The sequence below is a fragment of the Pseudomonas sp. 57B-090624 genome, from assembly GCF_003234055.1.
Taxonomy (GTDB): domain Bacteria; phylum Pseudomonadota; class Gammaproteobacteria; order Pseudomonadales; family Pseudomonadaceae; genus Metapseudomonas; species Metapseudomonas tohonis.
This window is the reverse complement of record NZ_QKRU01000045.1, coordinates 19,857-46,640: the sequence shown is the minus strand read 5'-3', so window position 1 is coordinate 46,640 and position 26,784 is coordinate 19,857. Positions and strand designations below refer to the sequence as shown.

30 protein-coding genes and 1 pseudogene are annotated in these 26,784 nt (G+C 66.8%); 20 read left to right on the top strand and 11 right to left on the bottom strand.

The genetic code is table 11. The annotated features are described in order from the left end of the window. Positions 1 to 22 precede the first annotated feature (22 nt). The 6 genes from hslU (at position 23) to DMX10_RS20625 (ending at position 7,355) form a co-directional block, all read left to right on the top strand. Positions 23 to 1,360, top strand: a complete 1,338-nt coding sequence (hslU, locus tag DMX10_RS20650) for an ATP-dependent protease ATPase subunit HslU (protein ID WP_043245825.1) — start codon at positions 23 to 25, stop codon at positions 1,358 to 1,360. Positions 1,361 to 1,459: 99 nt separating this feature from the next. Continuing rightward, the gene (locus DMX10_RS20645; protein ID WP_111262821.1) at positions 1,460 to 1,831 is read left to right on the top strand and encodes a gamma-butyrobetaine hydroxylase-like domain-containing protein; all 372 of its coding nucleotides are present in this window, start codon (positions 1,460 to 1,462) and stop codon (positions 1,829 to 1,831) included. Positions 1,832 to 2,122: 291 nt separating this feature from the next. After that, the gene (gene phaC / locus DMX10_RS20640; protein ID WP_111262820.1) at positions 2,123 to 3,802 is read left to right on the top strand and encodes a class II poly(R)-hydroxyalkanoic acid synthase; all 1,680 of its coding nucleotides are present in this window, start codon (positions 2,123 to 2,125) and stop codon (positions 3,800 to 3,802) included. 152 nt (positions 3,803 to 3,954) lie between these two features. Next, positions 3,955 to 4,812: a poly(3-hydroxyalkanoate) depolymerase gene (gene phaZ, locus DMX10_RS20635; RefSeq protein WP_111262819.1), complete on the top strand. Its 858-nt coding sequence runs from the start codon at positions 3,955 to 3,957 to the stop codon at positions 4,810 to 4,812. A 184-nt stretch (positions 4,813 to 4,996) separates the two neighbouring features. Then, positions 4,997 to 6,679, top strand: a complete 1,683-nt coding sequence (gene phaC / locus DMX10_RS20630) for a class II poly(R)-hydroxyalkanoic acid synthase (protein WP_111262818.1) — start codon at positions 4,997 to 4,999, stop codon at positions 6,677 to 6,679. Between the two features lie 61 nt (positions 6,680 to 6,740). After that, positions 6,741 to 7,355: a TetR/AcrR family transcriptional regulator gene (locus tag DMX10_RS20625; RefSeq protein WP_111262817.1), complete on the top strand. Its 615-nt coding sequence runs from the start codon at positions 6,741 to 6,743 to the stop codon at positions 7,353 to 7,355. Positions 7,356 to 7,401: 46 nt separating this feature from the next. Here DMX10_RS20625 and DMX10_RS20620 read toward each other — a convergent pair whose 3' ends face one another. The 3 genes from DMX10_RS20620 to DMX10_RS20610 form a co-directional block, all read right to left on the bottom strand. Then, entirely contained in the window at positions 7,402 to 8,295 is an 894-nt protein-coding gene (locus DMX10_RS20620) for a phasin family protein (protein ID WP_111262816.1), read from the bottom strand. Positions 8,296 to 8,305: 10 nt separating this feature from the next. Further along, positions 8,306 to 8,746, bottom strand: a complete 441-nt coding sequence (locus DMX10_RS20615) for a phasin family protein (protein WP_111262815.1) — start codon at positions 8,744 to 8,746, stop codon at positions 8,306 to 8,308. Between the two features lie 200 nt (positions 8,747 to 8,946). Next, entirely contained in the window at positions 8,947 to 9,222 is a 276-nt protein-coding gene (locus DMX10_RS20610; RefSeq protein ID WP_111262814.1) for a polyhydroxyalkanoic acid system family protein, read from the bottom strand. 142 nt (positions 9,223 to 9,364) lie between these two features. On the opposite strand from DMX10_RS20610, the gene ubiE reads away from it, so the two are divergent. The 12 genes and pseudogenes from ubiE to DMX10_RS20555 all read left to right on the top strand — a co-directional run bounded on the left by ubiE (position 9,365) and on the right by DMX10_RS20555 (position 17,837). Continuing rightward, positions 9,365 to 10,135 carry a bifunctional demethylmenaquinone methyltransferase/2-methoxy-6-polyprenyl-1,4-benzoquinol methylase UbiE gene (ubiE, locus tag DMX10_RS20605; RefSeq protein ID WP_111262836.1) on the top strand — a complete coding sequence of 257 codons (771 nt, stop codon included), beginning with the start codon at positions 9,365 to 9,367 and terminating at the stop codon, positions 10,133 to 10,135. Further along, positions 10,135 to 10,752: an SCP2 domain-containing protein gene (locus tag DMX10_RS20600; RefSeq protein ID WP_111262813.1), complete on the top strand. Its 618-nt coding sequence runs from the start codon at positions 10,135 to 10,137 to the stop codon at positions 10,750 to 10,752. The genes ubiE and DMX10_RS20600 overlap by 1 nt, the downstream gene beginning before the upstream one ends. After that, a complete protein-coding gene (ubiB, locus tag DMX10_RS20595; RefSeq protein ID WP_111262812.1) occupies positions 10,749 to 12,344 on the top strand; it encodes a ubiquinone biosynthesis regulatory protein kinase UbiB in 1,596 nt (531 codons plus the stop codon). Before DMX10_RS20600 ends, ubiB begins: the two co-directional genes overlap by 4 nt. Positions 12,345 to 12,424: 80 nt before the next feature. Next, entirely contained in the window at positions 12,425 to 12,826 is a 402-nt protein-coding gene (gene hisI / locus DMX10_RS20590; RefSeq protein ID WP_111262811.1) for a phosphoribosyl-AMP cyclohydrolase, read from the top strand. Then, complete coding sequence (locus DMX10_RS20585) at positions 12,819 to 13,154, top strand: phosphoribosyl-ATP diphosphatase (RefSeq protein ID WP_111262810.1); 336 nt, start codon at positions 12,819 to 12,821, stop codon at positions 13,152 to 13,154. Before hisI ends, DMX10_RS20585 begins: the two co-directional genes overlap by 8 nt. Positions 13,155 to 13,177: 23 nt before the next feature. Further along, positions 13,178 to 13,444: a twin-arginine translocase TatA/TatE family subunit gene (locus tag DMX10_RS20580; RefSeq protein ID WP_111262809.1), complete on the top strand. Its 267-nt coding sequence runs from the start codon at positions 13,178 to 13,180 to the stop codon at positions 13,442 to 13,444. Positions 13,445 to 13,450: 6 nt separating this feature from the next. Beyond that, positions 13,451 to 13,861 (top strand): Sec-independent protein translocase protein TatB, encoded by a 411-nt coding sequence (tatB, locus tag DMX10_RS20575; protein ID WP_111262808.1) that lies wholly within the window; start codon positions 13,451 to 13,453, stop codon positions 13,859 to 13,861. Continuing rightward, positions 13,858 to 14,652, top strand: coding sequence for a twin-arginine translocase subunit TatC (tatC, locus tag DMX10_RS20570; RefSeq protein ID WP_111262807.1), 795 nt, complete (start codon positions 13,858 to 13,860; stop codon positions 14,650 to 14,652). Before tatB ends, tatC begins: the two co-directional genes overlap by 4 nt. Beyond that, positions 14,649 to 15,356 (top strand): 16S rRNA (uracil(1498)-N(3))-methyltransferase, encoded by a 708-nt coding sequence (locus tag DMX10_RS20565; protein ID WP_111262806.1) that lies wholly within the window; start codon positions 14,649 to 14,651, stop codon positions 15,354 to 15,356. Before tatC ends, DMX10_RS20565 begins: the two co-directional genes overlap by 4 nt. Before the next feature lie 72 nt (positions 15,357 to 15,428). Beyond that, positions 15,429 to 16,442 (top strand): annotated as a pseudogene (locus DMX10_RS33670) (methyl-accepting chemotaxis protein); the annotation flags it as partial. A gap of 30 nt (positions 16,443 to 16,472) precedes the next feature. Next, entirely contained in the window at positions 16,473 to 17,345 is an 873-nt protein-coding gene (locus DMX10_RS33665; RefSeq protein WP_371921713.1) for a methyl-accepting chemotaxis protein, read from the top strand. Between the two features lie 57 nt (positions 17,346 to 17,402). Then, positions 17,403 to 17,837, top strand: coding sequence for a UPF0158 family protein (locus DMX10_RS20555; RefSeq protein WP_111262804.1), 435 nt, complete (start codon positions 17,403 to 17,405; stop codon positions 17,835 to 17,837). 58 nt (positions 17,838 to 17,895) lie between these two features. Here the strand turns inward: DMX10_RS20555 and DMX10_RS20550 are convergent, their stop codons facing one another. From DMX10_RS20550 to pip, 5 genes are all read right to left on the bottom strand, one after another. Beyond that, on the bottom strand, positions 17,896 to 18,630 hold the full coding sequence (locus DMX10_RS20550) for an amino acid ABC transporter ATP-binding protein (RefSeq protein ID WP_111262835.1): 735 nt from the start codon (positions 18,628 to 18,630) through the stop codon (positions 17,896 to 17,898). Beyond that, positions 18,623 to 19,585: an amino acid ABC transporter permease gene (locus DMX10_RS20545; protein ID WP_111262803.1), complete on the bottom strand. Its 963-nt coding sequence runs from the start codon at positions 19,583 to 19,585 to the stop codon at positions 18,623 to 18,625. Before DMX10_RS20545 ends, DMX10_RS20550 begins: the two co-directional genes overlap by 8 nt. Positions 19,586 to 19,695: 110 nt before the next feature. Beyond that, the gene (locus DMX10_RS20540) at positions 19,696 to 20,487 is read right to left on the bottom strand and encodes a transporter substrate-binding domain-containing protein (RefSeq protein ID WP_111262802.1); all 792 of its coding nucleotides are present in this window, start codon (positions 20,485 to 20,487) and stop codon (positions 19,696 to 19,698) included. A 138-nt stretch (positions 20,488 to 20,625) separates the two neighbouring features. Beyond that, the gene (dtd, locus tag DMX10_RS20535) at positions 20,626 to 21,063 is read right to left on the bottom strand and encodes a D-aminoacyl-tRNA deacylase (protein WP_111262801.1); all 438 of its coding nucleotides are present in this window, start codon (positions 21,061 to 21,063) and stop codon (positions 20,626 to 20,628) included. Beyond that, positions 21,063 to 22,037, bottom strand: coding sequence for a prolyl aminopeptidase (gene pip, locus DMX10_RS20530; protein WP_111262800.1), 975 nt, complete (start codon positions 22,035 to 22,037; stop codon positions 21,063 to 21,065). The genes dtd and pip overlap by 1 nt, the downstream gene beginning before the upstream one ends. 92 nt (positions 22,038 to 22,129) lie before the next feature. On the opposite strand from pip, the gene DMX10_RS20525 reads away from it, so the two are divergent. Together DMX10_RS20525 and DMX10_RS20520 are read left to right on the top strand one after the other, a co-directional pair. Further along, positions 22,130 to 22,561, top strand: a complete 432-nt coding sequence (locus DMX10_RS20525; protein ID WP_111262799.1) for a hypothetical protein — start codon at positions 22,130 to 22,132, stop codon at positions 22,559 to 22,561. Then, complete coding sequence (locus DMX10_RS20520; protein ID WP_111262798.1) at positions 22,558 to 23,031, top strand: NUDIX hydrolase; 474 nt, start codon at positions 22,558 to 22,560, stop codon at positions 23,029 to 23,031. The genes DMX10_RS20525 and DMX10_RS20520 overlap by 4 nt, the downstream gene beginning before the upstream one ends. Before the next feature lie 193 nt (positions 23,032 to 23,224). Here DMX10_RS20520 and hutG read toward each other — a convergent pair whose 3' ends face one another. The 3 genes from hutG to hutH are packed head-to-tail and all read right to left on the bottom strand — an operon-like array spanning position 23,225 to position 26,779. Next, complete coding sequence (gene hutG, locus DMX10_RS20515; protein ID WP_111262797.1) at positions 23,225 to 24,028, bottom strand: N-formylglutamate deformylase; 804 nt, start codon at positions 24,026 to 24,028, stop codon at positions 23,225 to 23,227. Continuing rightward, positions 24,021 to 25,229 carry an imidazolonepropionase gene (hutI, locus tag DMX10_RS20510; RefSeq protein ID WP_111262796.1) on the bottom strand — a complete coding sequence of 403 codons (1,209 nt, stop codon included), beginning with the start codon at positions 25,227 to 25,229 and terminating at the stop codon, positions 24,021 to 24,023. Before hutI ends, hutG begins: the two co-directional genes overlap by 8 nt. Further along, a complete protein-coding gene (gene hutH, locus DMX10_RS20505; protein ID WP_111262795.1) occupies positions 25,226 to 26,779 on the bottom strand; it encodes a histidine ammonia-lyase in 1,554 nt (517 codons plus the stop codon). The genes hutI and hutH overlap by 4 nt, the downstream gene beginning before the upstream one ends. Positions 26,780 to 26,784 lie beyond the last annotated feature (5 nt).

Here is a 26,784-nt window from a genome sequence, read left to right as displayed (position 1 = left end):
GTCCAGACCGGAGTTTCCGTACATGTCCATGACCCCCCGCGAGATCGTCCACGAACTCAACCGCCACATCATCGGCCAGGACGACGCCAAGCGCGCCGTGGCCATCGCCCTGCGCAACCGCTGGCGGCGCATGCAGCTGCCGGTCGAGCTGCGCGCCGAGGTGACGCCGAAGAACATCCTGATGATCGGCCCGACCGGCGTCGGCAAGACCGAGATCGCCCGCCGCCTGGCCAAGCTGGCCAACGCGCCCTTCCTCAAGGTCGAGGCCACCAAGTTCACCGAAGTGGGCTATGTGGGCCGTGACGTCGAATCGATCATTCGCGACCTGGCCGATGCCGCCGTGAAGATGATGCGCGAGCAGGAGATGCACAAGGTGCGCTTCCGCGCCGAGGACGCCGCCGAGGACCGCATCCTCGACGCCCTGCTGCCGCCGGCCCGCAGCGGCTTCGGCGACGAGCCGCAACGCGAGGACTCCAACACCCGCCAGCTGTTCCGCAAGCGCCTGCGCGAAGGCCAGCTGGACGACAAGGAGATCGACATCGAAGTGGCCGAAAGCCCCGCCGGCGTCGAGATCATGGCCCCGCCCGGCATGGAGGAGATGACCAGCCAGCTGCAGAATCTCTTCTCCAACATGGGCAAGGGCAAGCGCAAGAGCCGCAAGCTCAAGGTCAAGGAAGCGCTGAAACTGGTGCGTGACGAGGAAGCCGCGCGCCTGGTCAACGAAGAGGAACTCAAGGCCCGCGCCCTGGAAGCGGTGGAGCAGAACGGCATCGTCTTCATCGACGAGATCGACAAGGTCGCCAAGCGCGGCAACGTCGGCGGCGCCGATGTCTCCCGCGAGGGCGTGCAGCGCGACCTGCTGCCGCTGATCGAAGGCTGCACCGTCAACACCAAGCTGGGCATGGTCAAGACCGACCACATCCTGTTCATCGCCTCCGGCGCCTTCCACCTGTCCAAGCCCAGCGACCTGGTGCCCGAACTGCAGGGCCGCCTGCCGATCCGGGTCGAGCTCAAGGCGCTCTCGCCCGAAGACTTCGAGCGCATCCTCACCGAGCCGCATGCCTCGCTGACCGAGCAGTACAGCGCACTGCTGAAGACCGAAGGCCTGAACATCGAGTTCGCGCCCGAAGGCATCAAGCGCCTGGCCGAAATCGCCTGGCAGGTCAACGAGAAGACCGAGAACATCGGTGCCCGCCGCCTGCACACGCTGCTGGAGCGCCTGCTGGAGGAAGTCTCCTTCAGCGCCGGCGACCTGGCCGCCCAGCACGACGAGAAACCGATCCTGATCGACGCCGCCTACGTCAACAGCCACCTCGGCGAGCTGGCGAAGGACGAAGACCTGTCGCGGTATATTCTCTAAAGTTCAAAGCCTGAAGCGGGAAGCCTGAAGAAGGAGCCCTTCCCGCTTCAAGCTTCAAGCTTCAAGCTTCAAGAACCGCTGACACCCGGACTAGCACCCATGCGCCTTCCCACTTCGATCGAATTGCACAAAGCCTCCCGCACCCTGGTGCTGGGCTATGGCGATGCGCGCTACAGCCTGCCCGCCGAATTCCTGCGGGTGCATTCGCCGTCGGCCGAGGTGCAGGGCCACGGCAAGCCGATCCTGCAGTACGGCAAGGCGCGGGTCGCGCTCACCGGCGTCGAACCGGCGGGCAACTATGCCCTGAAACTGGTCTTCGACGATGGCCACGACAGCGGCCTCTTCACCTGGGATTACCTCTTCGAGCTCGCCACCCGCCAGGACGAACTCTGGAAGGACTACCTGGAGCAGCTTGCAGCCGCCGGCCGCTCCCGCGATCCCGACGAAAGCGTCGTCCGCCTGATGCTCTGATCCGGTGCACCGGCCAGCCCCCTTCTGGCCAGGCCGCACAAGGTTAGAGCGCATTTTCTAGAACCCCGCGACATACTCCCTCCGCGCGCGCCCGTCCCCGGGCCAGCTTGCGCAAATCCACAAACTCGGGTAACCAAGAACTGGCAGGTTCCATGCATTTGGCAACCACAGGTTCATAGAAATCGGCGAAGTTCTCTTCGCACCCCCGGTAACCCGAGCAGTACCAGGCACGCTTAACTGTCCCGTACAGCAGTCACCCGGTATCCGCCTCTGGACAATGGAGCGTCGTAGATGAGCAACAAGAACAATGAAGACCTGCAGCGACAAGCCTCGGAGAACACCCTGGGCCTGAACCCGGTGATCGGCATCCGTGGCAAGGATCTGCTGACCTCCGCGCGCATGGTCATGCTGCAGGCCATCAAGCAGCCCTTCCACAGTGCCAAGCACGTCGCCCATTTCGGGGTCGAGCTGAAGAATGTCCTGCTCGGCTCCTCCGCCTTGCAACCCGAAGCCGACGACCGTCGCTTCGCTGACCCGGCCTGGAGCCAGAACCCCCTCTACAAGCGTTACCTGCAGACCTACCTGGCCTGGCGCAAGGAACTGCACCAGTGGATCGAGCACAGCGACCTGTCCGCATCCGACACCAGCCGCGGCCACTTCGTGATCAACCTGATGACCGAAGCCATGGCCCCCACCAACACCATGGCCAACCCGGCGGCGGTGAAACGCTTCTTCGAGACCGGCGGCAAGAGCCTGCTCGACGGCCTCTCGCACCTGGCCAAGGACCTGGTGAACAACGGTGGCATGCCCAGCCAGGTGAACATGGACGCCTTCGAGGTCGGCAAGAACCTCGCCACCACCGAGGGGGCGGTGGTGTTCCGCAACGACGTGCTGGAGCTGATCCAGTACAAGCCCATCACCGAGCAGGTGCACGAGCGCCCGCTGCTGGTGGTGCCGCCGCAGATCAACAAGTTCTACGTCTTCGACCTGTCCCAGGAGAAGAGCCTGGCGCGCTTCAACCTGCGCAACGGCATCCAGACCTTCATCGTCAGCTGGCGCAACCCGACCAAGGCCCAGCGCGAGTGGGGCCTGTCGACCTACATCGAAGCGCTCAAGGAAACCATCGAGGTGGTGCTGAAGATCACCGGCGCCAAGGACCTCAACATGCTCGGCGCCTGCTCCGGCGGCATCACCACCGTCGCCCTCCTGGGCCACTACCAGGCGATCGGCGAGCACAAGGTGCACGCCTTCACCCAACTGGTCAGCGTGCTCGACTTCAACCTCGACACCCAGGTCGCGCTGTTCGCCGACGAAACCACCCTGGAAGCCGCCAAGCGCCGCTCGTACCAGTCCGGCGTGCTCGAAGGCAAGGACATGGCCAAGGTCTTCGCCTGGATGCGCCCCAACGACCTGATCTGGAACTACTGGGTGAACAACTACCTGCTCGGCAACGAGCCGCCGGTGTTCGACATCCTCTACTGGAACAACGACACCACGCGCCTGCCCGCGGCCTTCCACGGCGAGCTGGTGGAGATGTTCAAGACCAACCCGCTGACACGCCCCGATGCGCTGGAGGTCTGCGGCACCCCGATCGACCTGAAGAAGGTCACCTGCGACTTCTTCTGCGTCGCCGGCACCACCGACCACATCACCCCCTGGGAAGCCTGCTACCGCTCCGCCCGCCTGCTGGGCGGCAAATGCGAGTTCGTGCTGTCCAACAGCGGGCACATCCAGAGCATCCTCAACCCCCCGGGCAACCCCAAGGCACGCTTCTCGACCAACAGCGAGATGCCGGTGGACCCGAAGGAATGGCAGGAGAACGCCACCAAGCACGCCGACTCCTGGTGGCTGTACTGGCAGGCCTGGCTGGCGGAGCGTTCGGGCAAGACCAAGAAGGCCAGCTTCACCCTCGGCAACAAGGCGTACCCGGCCGGCGAGGCATCGCCCGGGACCTATGTCCACGAACGTTGATCGCGCGGCTCGCGCATTGCTGCCCTGGCACCCGGACGTGCCGACCAGGCCCACCGCCAAGACCGGCGGCGGCCTGAACCAGGCTTGGCCTGGCGCTACAGGGAGGCCCCTCGCGGGTGCCTCCCGTCGTTTCAATCCATAGGGGCCAGCGCATGCCGCAACCTTTCGTCTTCCGCACCATCGACCTCGATGGCCAGACCATCCGCACCGCCGTCAGGCCCGGCAAGGACCACCTGACACCGCTGCTGATCTTCAACGGCATCGGTGCCAACCTCGAGCTGGTGTTCCCCTTCGTCCAGGCGCTCGACCCGGACCAGGAGGTGATCGCCTTCGACGTCCCCGGTGTCGGCGGCTCGTCCACCCCGAGCAAGCCCTATCGCTTCCCCGGCCTGGCCAAGCTCGCCGCACGCATGCTCGACTACCTGAACTACGGCCAGGTCAATGCCATCGGCGTGTCCTGGGGCGGCGCCCTGGCGCAGCAGTTCGCCCACGACTACCCCGAGCGCTGCAAGAAGCTGATCCTCGCCGCCACGTCGGCCGGCGCGATCATGGTGCCCGGCAAGCCCAAGGTGCTCTGGCGCATGGCCAGCCCGCGTCGCTACATCCAGCCGTCCTACGGCGTGCACATCGCGCCGGACATCTACGGTGGCGCCTTCCGGCGCGACCCGACCCTGGCGATGGCCCACGCCAGCAAGGTGCGCTCCTCGGGCAAGCTCGGCTACTACTGGCAACTGTTCGCCGGCCTCGGCTGGACCAGCATCCACTGGCTGCACCGCATCCGCCAACCGACCCTGGTCCTGGCCGGCGACGACGACCCGATCATCCCGCTGGTGAACATGCGCATGCTCGCCTGGCGCATTCCCAACTCGGAACTCCATGTCATCGACGACGGCCACCTGTTCCTCGTGACCCGGGCGGAGACGGTGGCGCCGATCATCATGAAGTTCCTCGCCCAGGAGCGTCAGCGAGCGATCATCCATCCGCAGCCCATGCAACTGCGCAATCCCTGAAACCCATGCGCGCCGGCGGCTCCGCTCCATGATGGGGCGGAGCCAGCGCATTCGCCCCTCCAGGAGCCGTTTGTAACGAACTTGAATTTCCAGCGCAGTAGTCTGGAATGCACCTATTGCGCTCAGTGGTACGAGCCTTGCCTAACCCTCCTTGACGACGGATTGATTACGGAGTGTTGCCCCCATGCGAGAGAAACAGGTGTCGGGTGCCTTGCCGGTCCCCGCTAACTACATGAACGCGCAGAGCGCGATCGTCGGCTTGCGAGGCAAGGACCTGGCCTCCACCGTCCGCACCCTTGCCCTGCAGGGGCTCAAGCACCCCGTGCACAGCGCCCGGCACGTGCTCGCCTTCGGCGGCCAGCTCGGCCGCGTGCTGATGGGCGACACCCCGCACAAGCCCAATCCCCAGGACGCGCGCTTCGCCGATCCCTCCTGGAGCCACAACCCGTTCTACCGTCGCGGCCTGCAGGCCTACCTGGCCTGGCAGAAACAGCTCTACGCCTGGGTCGAGGACAGCGACCTCAGCGACGATGACCGCGCCCGCGCGCGCTTCGTCCTTGCCCTCGTCAGCGACGCCATGGCGCCGTCCAACAGCCTGCTCAATCCCCTGGCGGTCAAGGAGCTGTTCAACACCGGCGGCCTGAGCCTGATCAACGGCGTGCGCCACCTGTTCGACGACCTGCTGAACAACAACGCCATGCCCAGCCAGGTCAGCAAGCAAGCCTTCGAGATCGGCCGCAACCTGGCCACCACCACCGGCTCGGTGATCTACCGCAACGAGCTGCTGGAGCTGATCCAGTACAAGCCGATGAGCGAGAAGCAGTACCTCAAGCCCCTGCTGATCGTTCCCCCGCAGATCAACAAGTTCTACATCTTCGACCTCTCGCCGGAGAAGAGCTTCGTCCAGTACGCGCTGAAGAACGGCCTGCAGGTGTTCATTGTCAGCTGGCGCAACCCCGATGCCCGCCACCGCGAATGGGGCCTGTCCACTTACGTGCAAGCGCTGGAGCAGGCGGTCGACGTGGCCCGCTCCGTCACCGGCAGCAAGGACGTCAACCTCATGGGGGCCTGTGCCGGGGGCCTGACCATCGCGGCCCTGCAGGGCCACCTCCAGGCCAAGCGCCAGCTGCGCAAGGTCAGCAGCGCCAGCTACCTGGTGAGCCTGCTGGACAGCCAGGTCGACAGCCCCGCCGCACTCTTCGCCGACGAGCAGACCCTGGAGGCGGCCAAGCGCCGCTCCTACCAGCAGGGCGTGCTGGATGGCCGCGACATGGCCAAGATCTTCGCCTGGATGCGTCCCAACGACCTGGTGTGGAACTACTTCGTCAACAACTACCTGCTGGGCCGCCAGCCACCGGCCTTCGACATCCTCTACTGGAACAACGACAACACCCGCCTGCCTGCGGCGCTGCATGGCGACCTGCTGGATTTCTTCAAGCACAACCCGCTCACCCGCGGCGGCGCGCTGGAAATCTGCGGCACCCCGATCGACCTGCAGAAGGTCACGGTGGACAGCTTCAGCGTCGCCGGCATCAACGACCACATCACCCCCTGGGACGCGGTCTATCGCTCGGCACGCCTGCTCGGCGGCGAGAGCCGCTTCGTGCTGTCCAACAGCGGACACATCCAGAGCATCCTCAACCCGCCGGGCAACCCCAAGGCCAACTACCTGGAGAACGGCAAGCTCAGCTCCGACCACCGCGCCTGGTACTACGACGCGAAGAACGTCCAGGGCAGCTGGTGGCCCGAATGGCTGAGCTGGATACAGGCGCGCTCGGGGGAGCAGCGCGAGACCCTGGTCGCCCTCGGCAACCAGGCCCACCCACCCATGGAGGCAGCACCCGGCACCTACGTGCACGTGCGCTGAAGACGTTCGGCTGGCCGGGGCACACCCGGCCGGCCGCATGCACCGACGACAAGAAGACTGGATGAAGACCCGAGACCGGATACTCGAATGCGCCCTGATGCTGTTCAACCGCGAGGGCGAGCCCAACGTCACCACCCTCGAAATCGCCACCGAACTGGGCATCAGCCCGGGCAACCTCTACTACCACTTCCACGGCAAGGAACCCCTGGTGATGGCGCTGCTGGAGCGCTTCCAGGATGAGCTCGCGCCCCTGCTCGACCCACCCGAGGACGTGGAGCTCGGCGTCGAGGACTACTGGCTGTTCCTGCACCTGATCGTCGAGCGCCTGGCGCAGTACCGCTTCCTCTTCCAGGACCTGTCCAACCTCGCCGGGCGGCTGCCCAAGCTGGCCCGTGGCATGCGCAGCTGGCTGAACGCCCTCAAGCGCACCCTGGCCTCGCTGCTGGCACGGCTCAAGGCGCGGGAGCGACTGGTCAGCGATACCGAATCCCTCGGTCAGTTGGTGGAGCAGATCACCCTGACCCTGCTGTTCTCGCTCGACTACCAGCGCATCCTCGGCAACGAAGGGGAAGTACGCCTGGTGGTGTACCAGATCATGATGCTGGTGGCCCCGCACCTGCAGGACGAATCGCGCCAGGCCGCCGAACGCATGGCCCGGCGTTATCTGGAGGCCTGAAACGCAAACGCCCGGCGCAAGGCCGGGCGTCTGTGGTCCCTGGAGATCAGGACTGGCTTGGCGTGCTCGCCGGAGCGGCCGGTGCCGGAGTGGCGGCCGGGGTGCTCGGTGCAGCGGCCGGAGCCGGGGTCGCGGCCGGGGTCGCCGGCTTGGCGGCTGCCGGTTTCGGCGCAGCGGCTTTCTTCACCGCAGGCTTCTTCGCAGCAGGTTTGGCAGCGGGCTTCGCCGCAGGCTTGGCAGCGGCTGCGGGTTTGGCCGCCGCCGGCTTCGCCGCAGGTTTGGCTGCTGCCTTCGCAGCGGGTTTCGCGGCCGGCTTCGCAGCAGGCTTGGCGGCGGCCTTGGCTGCCGGCTTGGCAGCGGCGGTCTTCGCTGCAGGCTTCGCAGCGGCCTTCGCGGCCGGCTTGGCTGCCGGTTTGGCGGCGGGCTTGGCAGCCGGTTTGGCCGCAGCGGTCTTCGCAGCCGGCTTGGCAGCAGGTTTCGCTGCTGCCTTGGCGGCAGGCTTGACCGACTTGGCGGAGACGCCGGTGAGCTTCTCGATCTGCCGGGTCAGGCTGTCGACCTTGCTGTTCAGGTCCTTCACTTCGTTACGGCTGGGTACGCCGAGACGGGAGATGGCACTGTTCAGGCGCTTGTCGAACGCCTCTTCCAGCTCGCTCCACTTGCCGATCGCCTTGTCCTTGACCTCATCGACCTTGGACTTGGCGGAGCCGACGCGTGAACCAACGCGGGACTTGACCGCATCGACCTGCTTGTCGACTTCGGTCTTGGCCTGTTTTTCAGCCTTCTCACCATCCTTGACCAGCGCATCGAACAGCTTGGTGCCGTCGTTGCTGACCTTCGAGTAGGCCCCCAAGCCAGCCAGCCAGATCTGGCGCGAGTATTTCTCGATCTCGCCGATCCAGGAGTTGGTTTCTTTCGTGGTTTTTTTCTTACCAGCCATCCTGCTCTCCTTATTTGGTTCGCGCGACGTGCTCGAGCAACGCGCTCAGCTCGTCAAGCTTAGCAGAGAGTGCCTCAACGTCCTGTCGCGAGGGAATACCCAGGCGATTGAGGGCGACGGCGACACGGTTGTCGAACGCTTTCTCGATCTTGTCGAGCTGCACTTCGACCTTTTCCTTCACGCCGGTGACCGAGCCCTTGACGCTGCCCTTCACCGAATCGATCTGGCTGTTGGCGGCTTCGACGCGCGCATCGACGGCCTTGCGGCCCTGCTTCTCGACACCCTCGCCGGCCTTCACCAGGTCACGCAGGTAGTCGGCACCTTCCTGCCCGGCCTTGGCGTAGGCACCCAGGCCGGCCAGCCAGATCTTGCGGGCATAGAGACGGACATCGGAAAGGACGGTGGTCTTGCTTGCTTCGACTTTCTTCTTGACGACGGCTGCTTTGGCCATGGTGCACCTCACTCGGATAATGGAGGACTCGCCCTTTCTCAGGGCTTGGGGTGCACGTTAGCGAGGAAAATTAGAAACCGCATACTAGCCGCGGGTAGGGTTCGGTCGGCCGGGACGCCGCGTGGAGTCCATCATGGCGAAGCCGTTGCGACCCCACCGGAACCGGCATCCCCGACGGGGCAGGGATGCCGCTGGAACACTCAGACCAGGTACTCGTCCAGCGCCTTCTCGATCTCGCGCTTGATGCTGCCGCTCATGGCCGAGAGCAACAGGCCCAGCTTCACCTCGACGTTGACCTTGTCGTCGCTGACCTCGATCTGTCCGTCGGCGCCGCTGCGCTTGAACTCCAGGGTGTTGCCACGCCACTGGTAGCGCACGTCGTACTCGCGGGCCAGGCGCTCGGCGAGTTGCTCGGCCTTGGCCCTGACAGCGGTGCGACCCAGGCTGTGGGAACGTTCGACATTGATGCGGGCCATGGGCCAACTCCTGACTGCGACTTATGGTCGCGCGACTATAGCAGGCCGGCCCTGGGCCCTGGCGAGCCGGCACCGTTCGAGGCCAAGACAAAGCAGGGCAACCGCGCCTAAAATGGCCGCCAATTTCTTCCGGGGCAGCGACATGAACGATCCGCGCAAAGGCAGCGATGCCGAACCCACCACCCACTTCGGCTACCAGAGCGTTCCCGAGAGCCAGAAGGCCGACAAGGTCGCCGAGGTGTTCCACTCCGTGGCCGCCAAGTACGACCTGATGAACGACCTGATGTCCGGCGGCGTCCATCGGCTGTGGAAGCGCTTCACCATCGAGCTGTCCGGCGTGCGTCCGGGCAACCGCGTGCTCGACATCGCCGGCGGCACGGGCGATCTCACCCGCCAGTTCTCGCGCCTGGTAGGCCCGACCGGCGAAGTGGTGCTGGCCGACATCAACGCCTCGATGCTCAAGGTCGGTCGCGACAAGCTGCTCGACAGCGGCGTCGCCGGCAACGTCAGCTTCGTCCAGGCCGATGCCGAGCAGCTGCCCTTCCCCGACAACCACTTCGACGTGGTCACCATCGCCTTCGGCCTGCGCAACGTCACCCACAAGGACGCCGCCCTGCGCTCCATGCTGCGTGTGCTCAAGCCCGGTGGCCGCCTGCTGGTGCTGGAGTTCTCCAAGCCCACCAGCGGCCTGCTGTCCAAGGCCTATGACGCTTACTCGTTCAGCCTCCTGCCGCTGATGGGCAAGCTGATCACCAACGACTCCGAGAGCTACCGCTACCTGGCCGAGTCGATCCGCATGCACCCCGACCAGGAAACCCTCAAGGCCATGATGGTGGAGGCCGGCTTCGAACGCGCCACCTACCACAACATGACCGGCGGCATCGTCGCCCTGCACCGCGGCATCAAGCCCTGATGCTCACCCAGGCCCTGCTCGCCGGCGTCGAACACGGCATCAACCGCGTCCTCAGGCTCGACGGCACCGCGTTGCCACGCCTGTCGCGCCTCGAAGGCAAGGTGATCGAGATCGATTGCCAGGCCCCCGCCCTGCAGCTGTTCATCCTCCCCGGGGGCGACGGCCTGCAACTCGCGGCGAACTGGGCCGCCCCGGCCGATTGCCGCCTGCGCGCACCGGCCGCCAGCCTCCTGCGCCTGGCACTGAGCCGCGAGAAGACCGCCGTCCTGCACCGCCCGGAAGTCGAACTGGACGGCGACAGCGCCGCGCTCATGGAGCTCGCCGGCATCCTCCAGGACCTCGAGCTGGACTGGGAGTACGAACTGTCCCGCTGGCTCGGCCCGGTCGCCAGCCAACTGCTCGGCGCGCACGTCCGCAGCCGCGTCGACTGGACCACACAGAGCCTCGACAGCCTGCGCCTGAACCTCGCCGACTACCTGGCGGAGGAATCGCGCACACTGGTCGGCCAGCGTGAAGCGGATGCCCGCTTCGCCGAACTGGACCGCCTCAAGGTCGACCTCGACCGCCTCGACGCCCGCATCGGGCGCCTGACCCAGAAAAGCAAACCCAACGCATGAAGCTGCTCGCCGTCCGCCGTCTGCTGCGCATCCAGAGCGTGGTCATCCGCTACCGACTCGATGACCTGATCTTCGACCTGCCGCTGCCCTGGTGGCTACGCGCCCTGAGCTACCTGCTGCCCTGGCGCTGGTTCCCGCGCAAGCGCCTGGAGCTCTCCCGGGGTGCGCGACTGCGCCTGGCGCTGGAAGGCCTCGGCCCGATCTTCATCAAGTTCGGCCAGTTGCTGTCCACCCGCCGCGACCTGCTGCCGCCCGACATCGCCGACGAACTGGCCCGCCTGCAGGACCAGGTCCCGCCCTTCGACCCCGCCCAGGCCGTGGCACGCATCGAGGAGCAGCTCGGCGCCCGCGTCAGCGAGGTATTCGCCCGCTTCGACGTCGCCCCGCTGGCCTCCGCCTCGGTGGCCCAGGTCCACGCCGCGCAGCTGAAAAGCGGCGAGGAAGTGGTGGTCAAGGTGATCCGCCCCAACCTGCGGCCGATCATCCGCCAGGACCTCGCCTGGCTGTTCATCCTCGCCCGCGTCGCCGAGCGCCTGTCCAGCGACGCCCGCCGCCTGCGGCCGGTGGAAGTGGTCAGCGACTACGAGAAGACCATCTACGACGAACTCGACCTGCTCCGCGAGGCGGCCAACGCCAGCCAGCTGCGCCGCAACTTCGAAGGCTCGCCGCTGCTCTACGTGCCCCAGGTGTACTGGGACTGGTGCCGACCCAAGGTGCTGGTGATGGAGCGCATCTACGGCGTCCCGGTCACCGACCTGGCCACCCTCGCCGACCAGCGCACCGACCTCAAGCTGCTGGCCGAACGCGGTGTGGAGATCTTCTTCACCCAGGTGTTCCGCGACAGCTTCTTCCACGCCGACATGCACCCCGGCAACATCTTCGTCAGCACCCGCCAGCCCTGGAACCCGCAGTACATCGCCATCGATTGCGGCATCATCGGCAGTCTCACCCCCGAGGACCAGGACTACCTGGCACGCAACCTCATCGCCTTCTTCAAACGTGACTACCGCCGCGTCGCCCAGCTGCACATCGACTCCGGCTGGGTGCCCGCCGAGACCCGGGTCAACGATTTCGAGGCGGCCATCCGCACCGTCTGCGAGCCGATCTTCGAGAAGCCGCTCAGGGACATCTCCTTCGGCCAACTGCTGCTGCGCCTGTTCCAGACCGCGCGCCGCTTCAACATGGAGGTTCAGCCGCAGCTCGTGCTGCTGCAGAAGACCCTGCTCAACATCGAAGGCCTGGGCCGCCAGCTGTACCCGGACCTCGATCTCTGGAGCACCGCCCAGCCCTACCTGGAGCGCTGGATGCGCGAGCGCATCAGCCCCAAAAGCCTGCTGCACAACCTGCAATCCCAGGTCGAGCAGGTGCCGCACCTGGCCAACATGACCCGCGACCTGCTGGAGCGCATGAGCCAGCCCCACGCCGCCGACCCGCCGCCGCCCTGGCACAAGCCCCGCGACGGCCTGGCCCTGCGCCTGATCGGCGCCGCCCTGCTGGTGGGCGCCGCCACCCTCGGCCTGGAGCAGCATGCGGCGGCCTGGCCCGCCTGGCTGATGCTGGCCGGTGGTCTGTATCTGGTATTGCGCCGATAGCCAAGCCTGCGCCGGCGCTGGCACACTAACCGCCCCGGTCAGGCCACGCATGGTCGCCTGACCCGCTCGTGGAAGCACACATGAACGACTGGCTTGAACAGATCCACTGGAATGCGGACGGCCTGGTCCCGGCGATCGCCCAGGACCACAAGACCGGGCGCATCCTGATGATGGCCTGGATGAACCGCGAATCCCTGACCCTGACCGTCGCCGAGAACCGTGCCATCTACTGGTCACGCTCGCGCGGCAAACTGTGGCGCAAGGGCGAGGAATCCGGCCACGTGCAGCGCCTGCACGAGCTGCGCCTGGACTGCGATGCCGACGTGGTGGTGCTGATGGTCGAGCAGATCGGCGGCATCGCCTGCCACACCGGCCGTGAAAGCTGCTTCTACCGCGTCTTCGAAAATGGCGACTGGAAGACCGTCGACGCGGTCATCAAGGACCCCGATGCGATCTACCACGCAGGACATACGCATGAGTGACACCCTCACCCGCCTCGCCGAGGTCCTGGAGGCGCGCAAGGGCGCCGCTGCGGACTCTTCCTACGTGGCCAGCCTGTACCACAAGGGGCTGAACAAGATTCTCGAGAAGGTCGGCGAGGAATCGGTGGAAACCATCCTGGCCGCCAAGGACGCCGCCACCAGTGGCGACTGCAGCGATCTGATCTACGAAACCGCCGACCTCTGGTTCCACAGCCTGGTCATGCTCGCCGCCCTCGGCCAGCACCCCCAGGCCGTTCTGGACGAACTGGATCGTCGCTTCGGCCTGTCCGGGCACGCTGAAAAAGCCGCCCGCCAGCCTTCCGCATAACGCATTAGCCTCAGGAGCAAACCATGGGTATTTTCGACTGGAAACACTGGCTGGTCATTCTGATCGTCGTCGTCCTGGTGTTCGGCACCAAGCGCCTGAAGAACCTCGGTTCGGATGTCGGCGAAGCCATCAAGGGCTTCCGCAAGGCGATGAACACCGAGGAAGACCAGAAGGCCGAGCAGGCCGCCGCCCAGCCGCAGGCACCGCAGCCCGGCGCCCCGCTGAACCAGCCGCACACCATCGACGGCCAGGCGCAGAAGGTCGAAGAGCCGGTAGTGCGCAAGGACTGACCCAGCATGTTCGGTATCAGCTTTGGTGAACTGCTGCTGATCGGCCTGGTGGCATTGCTGGTGCTCGGCCCCGAGCGCCTGCCCGGTGCCGCCCGCACCGCCGGCCTGTGGATCGGCCGCCTCAAGCGCAGCTTCAACGCCATCAAGCAGGAAGTGGAACGCGAGATCGGCGCCGACGAGATCCGTCGCCAGCTGCATAACGAACAGATCATGGCGCTGGAGAAGCAGATCAAGGAGAGCATCGTGCCTCCCGCTGCGGAACCTGTGCCCACGCCGGCCGCCCCGCAGCCGGCGCCCGAGGCCGTGCCAGCAGTGGCGGCCGAGGCGAGCCCCGCCGTACCGGCCGCTGACGCCGTAGCGGCCAGCGCACCTGCCGTCGCGCCCATCGAACAGCCACAGCCGCCCCGCCCCCTATGAGCGATCAGAAGCCGGAAATGGACCAGGAAATGCCCCTGGTCTCGCACCTCACCGAACTGCGTACCCGCCTGCTGCGTTGCGTGGCCGCGATCTTCCTGATCTTCGCCGGGCTGTTCTACTTCGCCCAGAAGATCTACACCCTGGTCTCCGCCCCGCTGCGCCAGTACCTGCCCGAAGGCGCGACCATGATCGCCACCGACGTGGCCTCGCCCTTCCTCACGCCCTTCAAGCTGACCATGGTGGTGGCGCTGTTCCTCGCCATGCCGGTGATCCTGCACCAGGTCTGGGGCTTCATCGCGCCCGGCCTGTACAAGCACGAGAAGCGCATCGCCATGCCGCTGCTGGTGTCCAGCATCGTGCTGTTCTACGCCGGCATGGCCTTCGCCTACTTCCTGGTGTTCCCGCTGATCTTCCACTTCTTCGCCAGCGTCACCCCCGAGGGCGTGTCGATGATGACGGACATCAGCAGCTACCTCGACTTCGTCATGACCCTGTTCTTCGCCTTCGGCGTCGCCTTCGAGATCCCGGTGGCCGTGGTGCTGCTGATCTGGATCGGCGTGGTCGACGTCAGCTACCTGAAGAAGATCCGCCCCTACGTGATCATCGGGTGCTTCGTGGTCGGCATGATCCTCACCCCGCCGGACATCTTCTCCCAGACCCTCCTGGCGATCCCCATGTGGCTGCTGTTCGAGGTCGGCGTGTTCTTCGGCGGGTTGATCCGCAAGCGTGGCGACCATCCCGAGGACAGCACCGACGAGCCCGGCGACCAGCCGCCCGCCACCCAGCCGTGAACCTGCTGCTGCTCGAAGAGGGCGACCTGATCGCCCCCGATCGTGTCCTGCTGCAGGGCCGCCGCCTCAGGCACCTGCACGAGGTGCACCGCGCCGAAGCCGGTGACAGCCTGCGCGTCGGACTGCTCGGCGGCGCCATGGGCGAAGGCCGCCTGCTGAGCCTGGAGGCCGACCGTGCCGAGCTGCAGTTCAGCCTGGAGCAGGCGCCGCCAGCCAAGCTGCCGATCACCCTGCTGCTGGCCCTGCCGCGCCCGAAGATGCTCCGCCGTGTGCTGCAGACCGTCGCCGCCATGGGCGTACCGCGCCTGGTGCTGCTCAACAGCTACCGGGTGGAAAAGAGCTTCTGGCAGACCCCCTTCCTCGAACCCGCCGCCATCCGCGAGCAGCTCGTCCTCGGCCTGGAACAGGCCCGCGACACCGTGCTACCCGAGGTGGTGATCGAGAAGCGCTTCAAGCCCTTCGTCGAAGACCGCCTGCCCGCGCTGGCCGCCGGCACCCTCGGCCTGGTCGGCCACCCCGGCCCCTGGCCCGCCTGCCCGCGCGCGGTGGAGGGCCCCATCACCCTGGCCATCGGCCCGGAGGGCGGCTGGATTCCCTACGAGGTGGAAAAGCTCCAGGAAGCCGGCCTGGCTCCGGTGCAACTGGGCGAGCGCATCCTGCGCGTGGAAACCGCCGTCACCGCCCTGCTCGCCCGCCTGTTCTGACATCGCAGGCTTCAAGCCGCGCCCGGCGCTGCCGATAACCACGGAACTGCCTCGTTCGCTGGAGAAGTCCCCATGTTCCGCTGGTTCGGCAATATCAGTGTCAACCTCAAGCTGACCCTCGGCTTCGGCCTGGTACTGCTGCTCACGGTGCTCATCACCCTCACCGGCTGGCTGGCCCTGGACGCCACCCTGGAGCGCGGCGACAAGCTCGGCGCCAGCGCCAAGCTCAGCGAGATGACCAAGGACCTGCGCATCGCCCTCCAGGAGTACCAGGCCAAGCAGGAGCCGGCGACGGCCGACAAGGTCGACGCCGCGCTCGGCGCAATGGAAGCCTTCGCCCGGGAACTGGACAAGGAACTCAGCGACCCCAAGGACCACGCTCTCATCGAACAGGAGGAAGCCGCGCTCGGCGCCTACAGGCAGGCCTTTGGCCAGCTCGGCCAAGCCTACCAGGCCCGTGAGGCCTCCCGCGCGCAGCTCGGCGCCAGCGCCGATGCCGCCGTATTGGCGATCGGCGAGATCGAGCAACGCATTCTCGCCGACATCGCCCTGGACGAAGCCTCGCGCCTCGACCAGTACCGCCAGATCAGCGGACTGCGCCTCTCCGTGCAACAGGCCCGCTTCCAGGTACGCGGCTACACCTACAGCAACGACCCCAGCCTGGAGCAGGCCGCCCTCACCGCGGTGGACACGGCCCTGGCCGGCCAGGTGAAGCTCGGCGAAACCCTCGGTGAGGACGAGGACCTGGCCAAGGTCGCCACCGGCCTCAAGGCCTACCGCGCCGCCATCGGGGCCTTCCGCAGCGCCACCGACGCCACCCTGGTGCAGGCCCAGGCCATGAGCACTCTGCGCGACAAGCTGTTGCAGATCAGCAACCAGTTGTTCGAGAGCCAGTCAGCCAAGCGCGAGAGCGAATCCACCCAGACCCGCACCCTGCTGCTGGCTGCCATCGCCATCGCCCTGGCCATCGGTGTCGCCGCCGCCGTGATGATCACCCGGCAGATCGTCCTGCCCCTGCAGCGCACCCTGGCCGTGGCCGAGCGCATCGCCTCGGGCGACCTCAGCGAAGACCTCAAGGTCGATCGCGCTGACGAGCTCGGCCAACTGCAGAAGAGCATGCAGCGCATGACCCTGAGCCTGCGCGAACTGATCGGCCACATCCGCGACGGCGTCACCCAGATCGCCAGCGCCGCCGAGCAGCTGTCCGCCGTCACCGGGCAGACCAGTGCCGGGGTCAACAACCAGAAGGTCGAGACCGACCAGGTCGCCACCGCCATGAACGAAATGGCCGCCACGATGCAGGAAGTCGCGCACAACGCCGAGCAGGCCTCCGAAGCCGCCAGCTCCGCCGACCGACTGTCCCGCGAGGGCGAGGTGGCGGTGAATGAGGCGGTCGAGCAGATGGATCGCCTGGCCACCGAAGTGGGCCGCTCCAACGAGGCCGTCGGCCGCCTCAAGCAGGAAAGCGAGAAGATCGGCAGCGTGCTCGACGTGATCAAGTCGGTGGCCGAGCAGACCAATCTGCTGGCCCTCAACGCCGCCATCGAAGCCGCCCGCGCGGGCGACGCCGGGCGTGGGTTCGCCGTAGTGGCGGACGAAGTGCGCGGCCTGGCCCAGCGCACACAGAAATCCACCGAGGAGATCGAAGAACTGATCGCCGGCCTGCAGAGCGGCACCCAGCAGGCCGCCAGCCTGATGGACACCAGCCGCAGCCTGACCGAAAGCACCGTCGAACTGACTCGCCGTGCCGGCCGCCGCCTGGGCACCATCGCCCAGGCCGTCTCCACCATCCAGCAGATGAACCAGCAGATCGCCGCAGCCGCCGAGCAACAGGGCGCGGTGGCCGAGGAGATCAACCGCAGCGTCATCAACGTGCGCGACATCTCCGAGCAGACCGCCTCGGCCAGCGAGGAAACCGCCGCTTCCAGCGTCGAGCTGGCGCGCCTGGGCAATGAACTGCAATCGATGGTCTCGCGCTTCCGCGTCTGACAAAACGGTGCCCCGAGGGTAGGATCACGCAGTCATCCTTCCCCCAAGGCCCCCGTCATGCGCCCACTGACCATCGACCTCGACGAACTGGCCTTCGCCCTCAACACCAATGGAGAAGACCTGGATCACTACCTGGATCTCCAGAGCGGCAAGGTCCTCTTGATGTACTCGGAAATTCCAGACCCCGAAGTCGCGGCCCTGCTTGAGTCCGAACCCGAGCGAATGCTGCTGATCGAGCCGATCACTTCGGCAACCGGCTTCACCATCATGGAAGACTTCATACAGACGGTGACGCAGGAGGAAATCTATCTTGCCCTCGAACAGGCCCTGTCTGGCCGGAAACCGTTCAGAACATTCAAGAACGTGCTCATGGGTTATCCGGACGTACTGCAGGCCTGGTACAGCTTCGAAGCCAATGCCATCCGGCAAATGGCGCTGGACTGGCTTGAGGAAAACGGCCTGCATCCCGCCAACGAACCTCGCGATGCATAGCCTGCAACCTCGCTGATTCGCCACACCATGAAAAAGGGCCGCATCGCGGCCCTTTCCGTTACAGCACCTGGCGCAGGAAAGCTTGCGCGCGCGGGTCCTGTGGCTGGTCGAAGAACTGCGCCGGCGGCGCATCCTCCAGCAACTTGCCCTGGTCGAAGAACAGCACCCGGTCGGCCACCTCGCGGGCGAAGCCCATCTCGTGGGTGACGCAGACCATGGTCATCCCCTCGACGGCCAGCTGCTTCATCACGTCCAGCACCTCGCCGACCATCTCCGGGTCCAGCGCCGAGGTGGGTTCGTCGAACAGCATCACCTTCGGTTCCATGCACAGGGCACGGGCGATGGCCACGCGCTGCTGCTGGCCGCCGGAGAGGCGCGAGGGGTATTCGTCGACCTTCTGCGAGATGCCGACCTTGGCCAGCAACGCCCGGGCCTTCTCCTCGCGCTCGGCCTTGCCGCGCTTGCGCACCACCTTCTGCGCCAGGCACAGGTTCTCCAGCACCGTCATGTGGGGGAACAGGTTGAAGTGCTGGAACACCATGCCCACCTCGCGGCGGTAGGCATTCACATCGGTCCTGGGGTTGGCCAGGTCGACGCCGTCGATGCTCACCGAACCGGAATCCAGCACCTCCAGGCCATTGAGGCAACGCAGGAAGGTGGACTTGCCGGAACCCGAAGGCCCGATCACCACCACCACTTCGCCACGCGCCACCCGGGTCGTGACGTTGTCGACCGCGCGCACTTCATGGCCACGGGCGTCGAAGACTTTTACCAGCTCACGGACTTCAATCACTTTGCGCAAGCCTCCGTTCCAGGCGGTTGGCGATCTGCGACAGGGGCAGGTTGATCACGAGGTAGAGCGCGGCGACGCAGAACCAGATCTCGAAGGTGGAGAAGGAAGTGGTGATCGCCTCGCGGCCGCTCTTGGTCAGTTCGGTGATGGCGATGACCGACACCAGCGAGGTGTCCTTGACCAGGCTGATGAACTGCCCGGCCAAGGGCGGCAGCACGCGCTTGAAGGCCTGGGGCAGGATCACGTGGCGCATCGACTGCCCGGCAGAGAGGCCGAGCGAGCGCGCCGCCTCGTTCTGCCCACGGGCGATGGACTGAACGCCGGCACGGACGATCTCGCCGACGTAGGCGCCGGTGAACAGCGCCAGTGCCGCCACCCCGGCGAACTCGCGGGACAGGTCGAGCACGGTGCCGATGAAGAAATAGAAGATGAAGATCTGCACCAGCAACGGCGTGCCGCGCACCAGTTCGACGTAGACGGTGGAGAGGTCACGCAGGGTGGGGTTCTGCGACAGCCGGCAGAGGCCGGTGAACAGGCCGATGGCCAGGCCAAAGGCACCGGACAGCACGGAGATCCACAGGGTGGTCCAGAGGCCCCACAGCAGCGGGCCGGCGGCCCAGTGGCGGGTCACCCCGACGACGTCGCCCTCGGCCACGTCATCCCCCTGGGAGATTTGCAGGCTGTCCCTGGCGACGACCAGCTGCTGCTCCTCGCCCGCATCGTTGACCAGCGTCACCCGGGCGTTCGCGCCCTCCTCGGTGATGCTGTCGACCCGCGCATACTCGGCGGCGCGCTGGGCCTCTTCGGCGTGGTAGGCGAAGTACTGGGGCACCCGGTTCCAGCGCCACTCGTAGGAGATCAGGGAGGTTGAGTACCAGAGGCCGTAGGCGACCACGACCAGGATCAGGCCGGTCAGTACGTGCCAGGGCCAGGTGCGACGTTGTTTTCTAGTCACGGGCTATCTCTTGCATGGCGGGAGGCCATAGAAGGCAAAAAGGCAGGCCCGGCCTCGTGAGCCGGAACCTGCCGTCTGCAGCGTGAAGCGTCGGGGCTTCGCGGCTGCGGTTACTCCATATCCTTCAGCCAGGCGGTGTTCTTGAACCACTTGGCATGGATGCGATCGTAGGTGCCGTCCTTCTGGATCTGGTGCAGCCAGTTGTTGATCCAGTTGATGCTGTCGTAGTCACCCTTCTTCAGGCCGAAGGCCAGGGGCTCGTAGGTGAAGGGCTCCTCCAGGTACACCAGCTTGCCGGCGCCGGCCTTGTTCACCGCGACCACGTTGTAGGGCGCGTCGTAGATGAAGGCGTCGGCCTTGCCGTTGACCACGTCCATCACCGCTTCCTGCTCGTTGTCGAAGCCGTTGTACTTGGCCTTGGCGATCAGCTTCTTGGCGACCATCTCGCCAGTGGTGCCGATCTTCGAGGTGATGCGGTACTGGGCGTCGTTCAGGTCCTTGTAGGACTTGATCTTGCCTTCCAGCTCCTTGCGGATCAGCAGCGTCTGGCCGACCACGATGAAGGGCTCGGAGAAGTTGACGCGCAGGTTGCGCTCCTGGGTCAGGGTCATGCCGGAGCCGATCATGTCGAACTTGTCGGTCAGCAGGGCCGGGATGATCCCGTCGTAGCTGGTGGAGACCAGTTCCAGCTTCACGCCCATCGCCTTGGACATGGCCTTGAGCAGGTCGACTTCGAAGCCGACGATCTCGCCACGCTTGTTGGTCATCTCGAAGGGCATGTAGGTGGGGTCCATGCCGACGCGCAGGGTGCCGCGCTTGACCGCATCATCGACGACGCCAGCGTGGGCCAGGCCGGTGACGGCGCAGGCGGAGAGCAACAGGGACGCGAGAAGCTTCTTCATTCTTACTCCTGGTTGGGCAGATCGTTATTGTGTGCAGCCCACGGACCTCGGGCAGGCGCAGAATGCTAACCGCCCGAACCGTGGATGGCGAGTCAGAGGCAAGAAGTACGCCAGAATCGGACGGGTGGCGGGTGAAGCCTAGCTTTCCAGGAGGAAGGTGACCGGCCCGTCATTGACCAGGTGCACCTGCATGTCGGCACCGAAGCGCCCGGTGGCCACCTGCGGGTGCTTGAGGCGCGCCTGCTGCACCAGGTAGTCGAAGAGCTCCTCGCCCAGGGCGGGCGGCGCCGCGCTGGAGAAGCTCGGGCGCAGGCCGCTGCGGGTATCGGCGGCGAGGGTGAACTGGGAGACAAGCAAGAGGCCGCCGCCGACCGCGCCGAGGGAGAGGTTCATCTTGCCCTCGGCGTCACTGAACACCCGGTAGTTGAGCAGCTTGTGCAAGAGCTTGTCGGCGCTGGCCTGGCTGTCCTGGGGCTCGACGCCCACCAGCACCAGCAGGCCCCGGTCGATGGCGCCGACGGTTTCGCCGGCGACGTCCACGCGGGCTGCGGAGACCCGCTGCAGGAGGCCCTTCATCAGGCCTCGTCTTCCGGCGGCAGGTCGAGCAGGCGGCGGGCGATCTGGTCGGTGGCGCGCACCAGCGCATCGGTGATGCCCGGCTCGGATGCGGCATGGCCGGCGTCACGGACGATCTGCAGCTCGCTGTTGGGCCAGGCCTGGTGCAAGGCCCAGGCGTTGTCCAGCGGGCAGATCACGTCGTAGCGGCCATGCACGATGATCCCCGGCAGGTGGGCGATCCTGTGCATGTCGCGCAGCAACTGGTTGGGCTCCAGGAAGGCATCGTTGACGAAGTAGTGGCATTCGATGCGGGCGATGGACAGGGCGCGCATCGGCTCGCTGAAACGTTCCACCACCGGGCCGCTGGGGCGCAGCGTGGCGGTGCGGCCCTCCCAGGTGGACCAGGCCTTGGCCGCGTGCATCTGGGCGATCTGGTCGCTGCCGGTCAGGCGCTTGTGGAAGGCGTGCAGCAGGTCGCCCTGCTCGTCGGCCGGGATCGGCGCGACGTAGTCCTCCCAGTAGTCTGGGAACAGGCGGCTCGCGCCTTCCTGGTAGAACCAGGTGATCTCCTGCGGACGGCAGAGGAAGATGCCGCGCAGGATCAGCGCATGAACGCGCTCGGGGTGCTTCTGCGCATAGGCCAGCGACAGGGTCGATCCCCAGGAGCCGCCGAACAGCACCCACTTGTCGATGCCCAGGTGCTCGCGGATCAGCTCGAGGTCGGCGACCAGATCCCAGGTGGTGTTGTTCTCCAGGCTGGCATGGGGCGTCGAACGGCCGCAGCCACGCTGGTCGAAGGTGACGATGCGATAGAGGTTGGGATCGAAGAACCGGCGGCTCATGGCATCGCACCCGGCCCCCGGGCCGCCGTGGATGAACACCACCGGCAGGCCGTCGGGCGAACCGCTCTCGTCGACATACAGCACATGCGGTTCGTCCACCGCCAGCTCATGGCGGGCGTAGGGCTTAATCTCCGGATACAAAGTCTGCATTCTGGGCTCCGATACTGTGCGTAAGCTCGACCCCTTGCGGGTCTGCGCCACCTGTCCTGCCGGGCATCATAACGAGGAAAAGGGAGTTAGGCATGTCACCTGGGAAGATGATTTTCGCGCTCGCGCTGATTCTGCTCACGCTCACCGGTTGCGGCCGGGACGATCCCGCCGCCGCGCTGGATTCCGCCGTGCAGCAACTGCAGGACAACCTCGAAGCGAAGAAGACCGGAGCGGTGCTCGACCAGTTGCACCCGCAGTTCACCGCCCAGCAGGAATTCGACCGCGAATGGGCCAAGCGCACCATGACGCTGCTGTTCCTGCGTCACAAGAATGTGCGCATCCTCGCCCTGGGCAAGGCCAACCGCATCGATCCGACCTACAGTACCAAGGGCTACACCGAGGCCCAGGTGGGGCTTGCCGGCGCCGAGGGGCTGATCCCCGATGCCGCGCGGCACTACGCCGTGAAGCTCGAATGGTGGCTGGAGGACGGCGAATGGAAGCTGGCACGACTCGACTGGCAATGACGCCCAAGCTGCAACACCGCATCCGTGCCGCCGGCCTGCTGGTGGAGGCCGGCCGCATCCTGCTGGTCAAGCACGTGGTCGGCGACGACACCTACTGGATACCGCCGGGCGGGGGCTTCGAGTCCGACACCGACGCCTCCACCCGCGACACGGTGAGGCGCGAGTTCTTCGAGGAGACCGGGCTGGTGGTGGACGTCGGCCCGCTGGTGTACGTCCGCGAGTTCGCCGAGCCGGCGATGGGCCGCTTCCACATGGAGCTGTTCTACCGCATCGATGCCCGCCACGGCGAACCCACCCTGGCCAACCTCAAGGGCCTGGGTGGCGACGAGTTCGACATCCGCGAACTGGCCTGGATCAGCCGCGAGGAACTGGCCGCCCTGCCCTTCTACCCCGCCGAGCTGCTGGACGACGCCTGGGATCGCCTCGCCCCCGCCCTGCCGACCATCCGCCATCTCGGTTTGCAGACCTAGCCCGCGAAATCATTCGCGAAAAAGCGACCGGAGGGCTGAAGCGGAGCGCCGCCCGGCCCACCCTACGAGAGTGCCGCTCCGGCCATCGATGGGATTCGCTGCGCTCTTCCCATCCTACGAAAGCCCTTCACCGCATGCCCCTGTAGGGGCGAATTCATTCGCCCAAGGGCCGCGAAGTGGCCCCGGACCGCAACTATTTCCCGTACCGCTCCCGCCCCCAGGCGAGCATCGCCAGCAGCAGTTGGCGGATGACCTTGCGGGTGGGCACGGCGAGGTCTTCGCGGAAGGCGAAGGGTTCGACTTCGTTCATGTAGGTGCGCTGGGCCAGTTCCAGCTGCACGGCGTGGATGTGCTGGTCGGGCTGGCCATAGTGGCGGGTGATGTGGCCGCCCTTGAAACGCCCGTTGAGCACATGGCTGTAGCCCTCGGCGCGAGAGCAGACGCTGACCAGCGCATCGGCCAGGCCGGGGTCGCAGCTGGCGCCGGCATTGGTGCCGAGGTTGAAATCCGGCAGGTGGCCATCGAACAGGCGCGGGATGAAGGCGCGGATGGAATGGGCGTCGAACAGCAGCGCATAGCCAAACTCGCGCTTGAGCCGCGCCAGCTCCTGGGCGATATGCCGGTGGTAGGGCGTCCAGATGCCCTCCAGGTAACCGGCGCGCTCCTCGGCCGAAGGCTCGCATCCCGCCCGGAACAGCGGCTGGCCATCGAACATCACGTCGGGGAACAGGCCGGTGGTGGCGGTGGCGTAGAGCGGCGTGTCGTCGGCCGGGCGGTTGAGGTCGATGACGTAGCGCGAGTAGTTGGCCGCCAGCAGCCCGGCGCCCAGCTCGGCGGCGAAGTCGTAGAGCAGCGGGATGTGCCAGTCGGTGTCGATCAGCGAGCGCGCGCCGTCCACCAGGCCGGCTTCCACCGCCGGGGTCAGGCGGGTGCCGGGGTGCGGCATGCTGATCAGCAGCGGCACGCGGCCGGGGGTGAAGTCGAGGACGTTATCCAAGGTCGATCTCCTGTCCGTGGCGCACCACCCGCTTGGGCAGGTCGCCGCCGAGCCAATAGGCCAGTTGTGCCGGGCGCTCGATATCCCAGGCGACGAAGTCGGCGAGCTTGCCCGCCTCCAGGCTGCCGCAGCGCCCGGCCAGGCCCAGGGCGCGGGCGGCGTTGAGGGTGACGCCGGCCAGGGCCTCTTCGGGGGTCAGGCGGAACGAGGTGCAGGCCATGTTCAGCATCAGCCGCAGGGACAGCGCCGGCGAGGTGCCGGGGTTGAGGTCGCTGGCCACCGCCATGGCCACGCCGTGGCGGCGCAGGGCCTCGATGGGCGGCAGCCGGGTCTCGCGCAGCAGGTAGAAGGCGCCGGGCAGCAGTACGGCGACGGTGCCGGCGGCGGCCATGGCGATGGCGTCTTCCTCGGTCATGTACTCCAGGTGGTCGGCCGACAGCGCGCCATAGCGCGCCGCCAGGCTGGAGCCGTGCAGCGACGACAGCTGCTCGGCGTGCAGCTTGACCGGCAGGCCAAGCCCGCGCGCGGCCTGGAACACCCGCTCGACCTGGGCCGGCGAGAAGGCCAGGTGCTCGCAGAAGGCGTCCACCGCATCCACCAGGCCTTCACCGGCCAGTTGCGGCAGGATCTCGGTGCATACCCGCTCGATGTAGTCGTCGGCACGCCCGGCGTATTCCGGCGGCAGCGCATGGGCGGCGAGGCAGGTGGTGGTCACCGTCACCGGCAGCACCTCGCCCAGGCGCCGGGCGACCCGTAGCATCTTGCGCTCGCTGGCCAGGTCCAGGCCGTAACCGGACTTCACCTCCAGGGTGGTGACGCCATCACGCAGCAGCTGCCGGGCGCGCGTCACCGCGCTGGCCAGCAGCTCATCCTCGCTGGCCTCGCGGGTGGCGCGCACGGTGCTGGCGATGCCACCGCCCTTGGCGGCGATCTCGGCGTAGCTGACGCCCTCCAGGCGCTGCTCGAACTCGGCGCTGCGGTCGCCGCCGAACACCAGGTGGGTGTGGCAGTCGATCAGCCCCGGGGTGACCCAGGCGCCGCCCAGGTCGATGCGCTCGGCGCCGGTGGTATCAGGCGCCTCGGCCAGCGGGCCGACCCAGCGGATCAGCTCGCCTTCGGTGAGCAGGGCGCCGTCCTCGATGATCGAGTAGCGCCCGCCCTGCAGGGTGGCGAGACGGCAGCCGTGCCAGAACCTCTTCATTGCAATCCTCCTGTCCGTGCGGAAATCGTCTCCAGGGCCGGCGCCTCGCGCAGCAACGCCACGGCGGCGCCGATATCGGGGGCCAGCCAGCGGTCCTCCTCGAAGGCCGGCACCCGCTCGCGCAGCAGCGTGCGGGCCGCCGCGGTGCCGACGCCGGTGGCCAGCTCGCCGAGGAACTCCTGGGCCTGCGCCGCCAGCAGGTATTCGATGGCCAGTATCTGCCGGCAGTTGCCCAGGGCCCGGCCGAGCTTCAGCGCGGCACTGGTGCCCAGGCTGAGGTGGTCTTCCTGCAGGGCCGAGGTGACGAAGTTGTCCACCACCGCCGGTTGCGCCAGGTGGCGGTTCTCGCCGGCCAGGGCGGCGGCCACGTACTGCAGGATCATCATCCCCGAGTTGACCCCGGGGCGGCTGACGAGGAAGGCAGGCAGGCCGCTGACCAGCGGGTTGACCAGGCGATCCAGGCGCCGCTCGGCGATGCCGCCCAGCTCGGCGACGGCGATGGCCAGCAGGTCGGCCGCCATGGCCACGGACTCGCCGTGGGGGTTGGCCTGGGAGATCACCCGGTAGTGGTCCGGCGTGCCCAGCACCAGCGGGTTGTCGTTGGCGGAATTGAGCTCGGTCTCCACCTGCCGCGCGGCGTGGTCGAACTGGTCGCGGCAGGCGCCGTGCACCTGCGGGATCGAGCGGATGCTCAGGGCGTCCTGGGTACGCAGGCCCTGGCTGGCGGCGATCACCTCGCTGCCGGCGAGCAGCGCGCGCAGGTTGGCGCCGACCTTCTGCATGCCCGGGTGCGGCTTGAGCTCGAGTATCGCCGGGTCGAAGGCGGCGAGCTGGCCGCGCAGGGCCTCGAAGCTCATGGCGCTGATCACATCGGCCCAGCGCAGCAACTGCTCCAGGTCGGCCAGGGCCAGGCAGGCCAGGCCGGTCATGCAGGGCAGGCCGTTGACCAGGCAGAGCCCGTCCTTGGCGCCCAGTTGCAACGCTTGCAGCCCTTCGGCCGCCAGCGCCTCGGCAGCGGGCACCACGGCGCCGCGGTAACTCACCTCGCCGACGCCCAGCAGGGCGATGCCGACATGGGCCATGTGGGTCAGGTAGCCCACCGAGCCCTGGGACGGCACGCGCGGGGTGATGCCGCGGTTGAGCAGGTTGAGCAGCCCTTCCACCACCTGAGGCTGCAGCCCGGACTTGCCCTGACTGTAGTTGGCGATGGCGCAGCAGATGATGGCGCGGGTCTGCTCGTCCTCCAGCACCGGGCCGACGCCGCAGGCGTGGCTGAGCAGGGTGTTGCGCGACAGCGCGGCGAGCTGGTCGCCCTCCAGCAGGATGTCGCTCAGGGCCCCCAGGCCGGTGCTGATGCCGTAGGCGCGTTCGCCGCGCTCGACGATGCGGCGGACGATGGCGTGGGCGTTGTCGATGCGTGCCCAGGCAGCTGGCGACAACTCCAGGCGGTGGCCGCCCCGGGCCACGGCCACCACGTCGCGCCAGCGCAGCGCGCCGTTGCCGAAGACGGTGGTTTCGAGGATGGTGCTGCTGGTCTTCACGGTATCCATGCCGC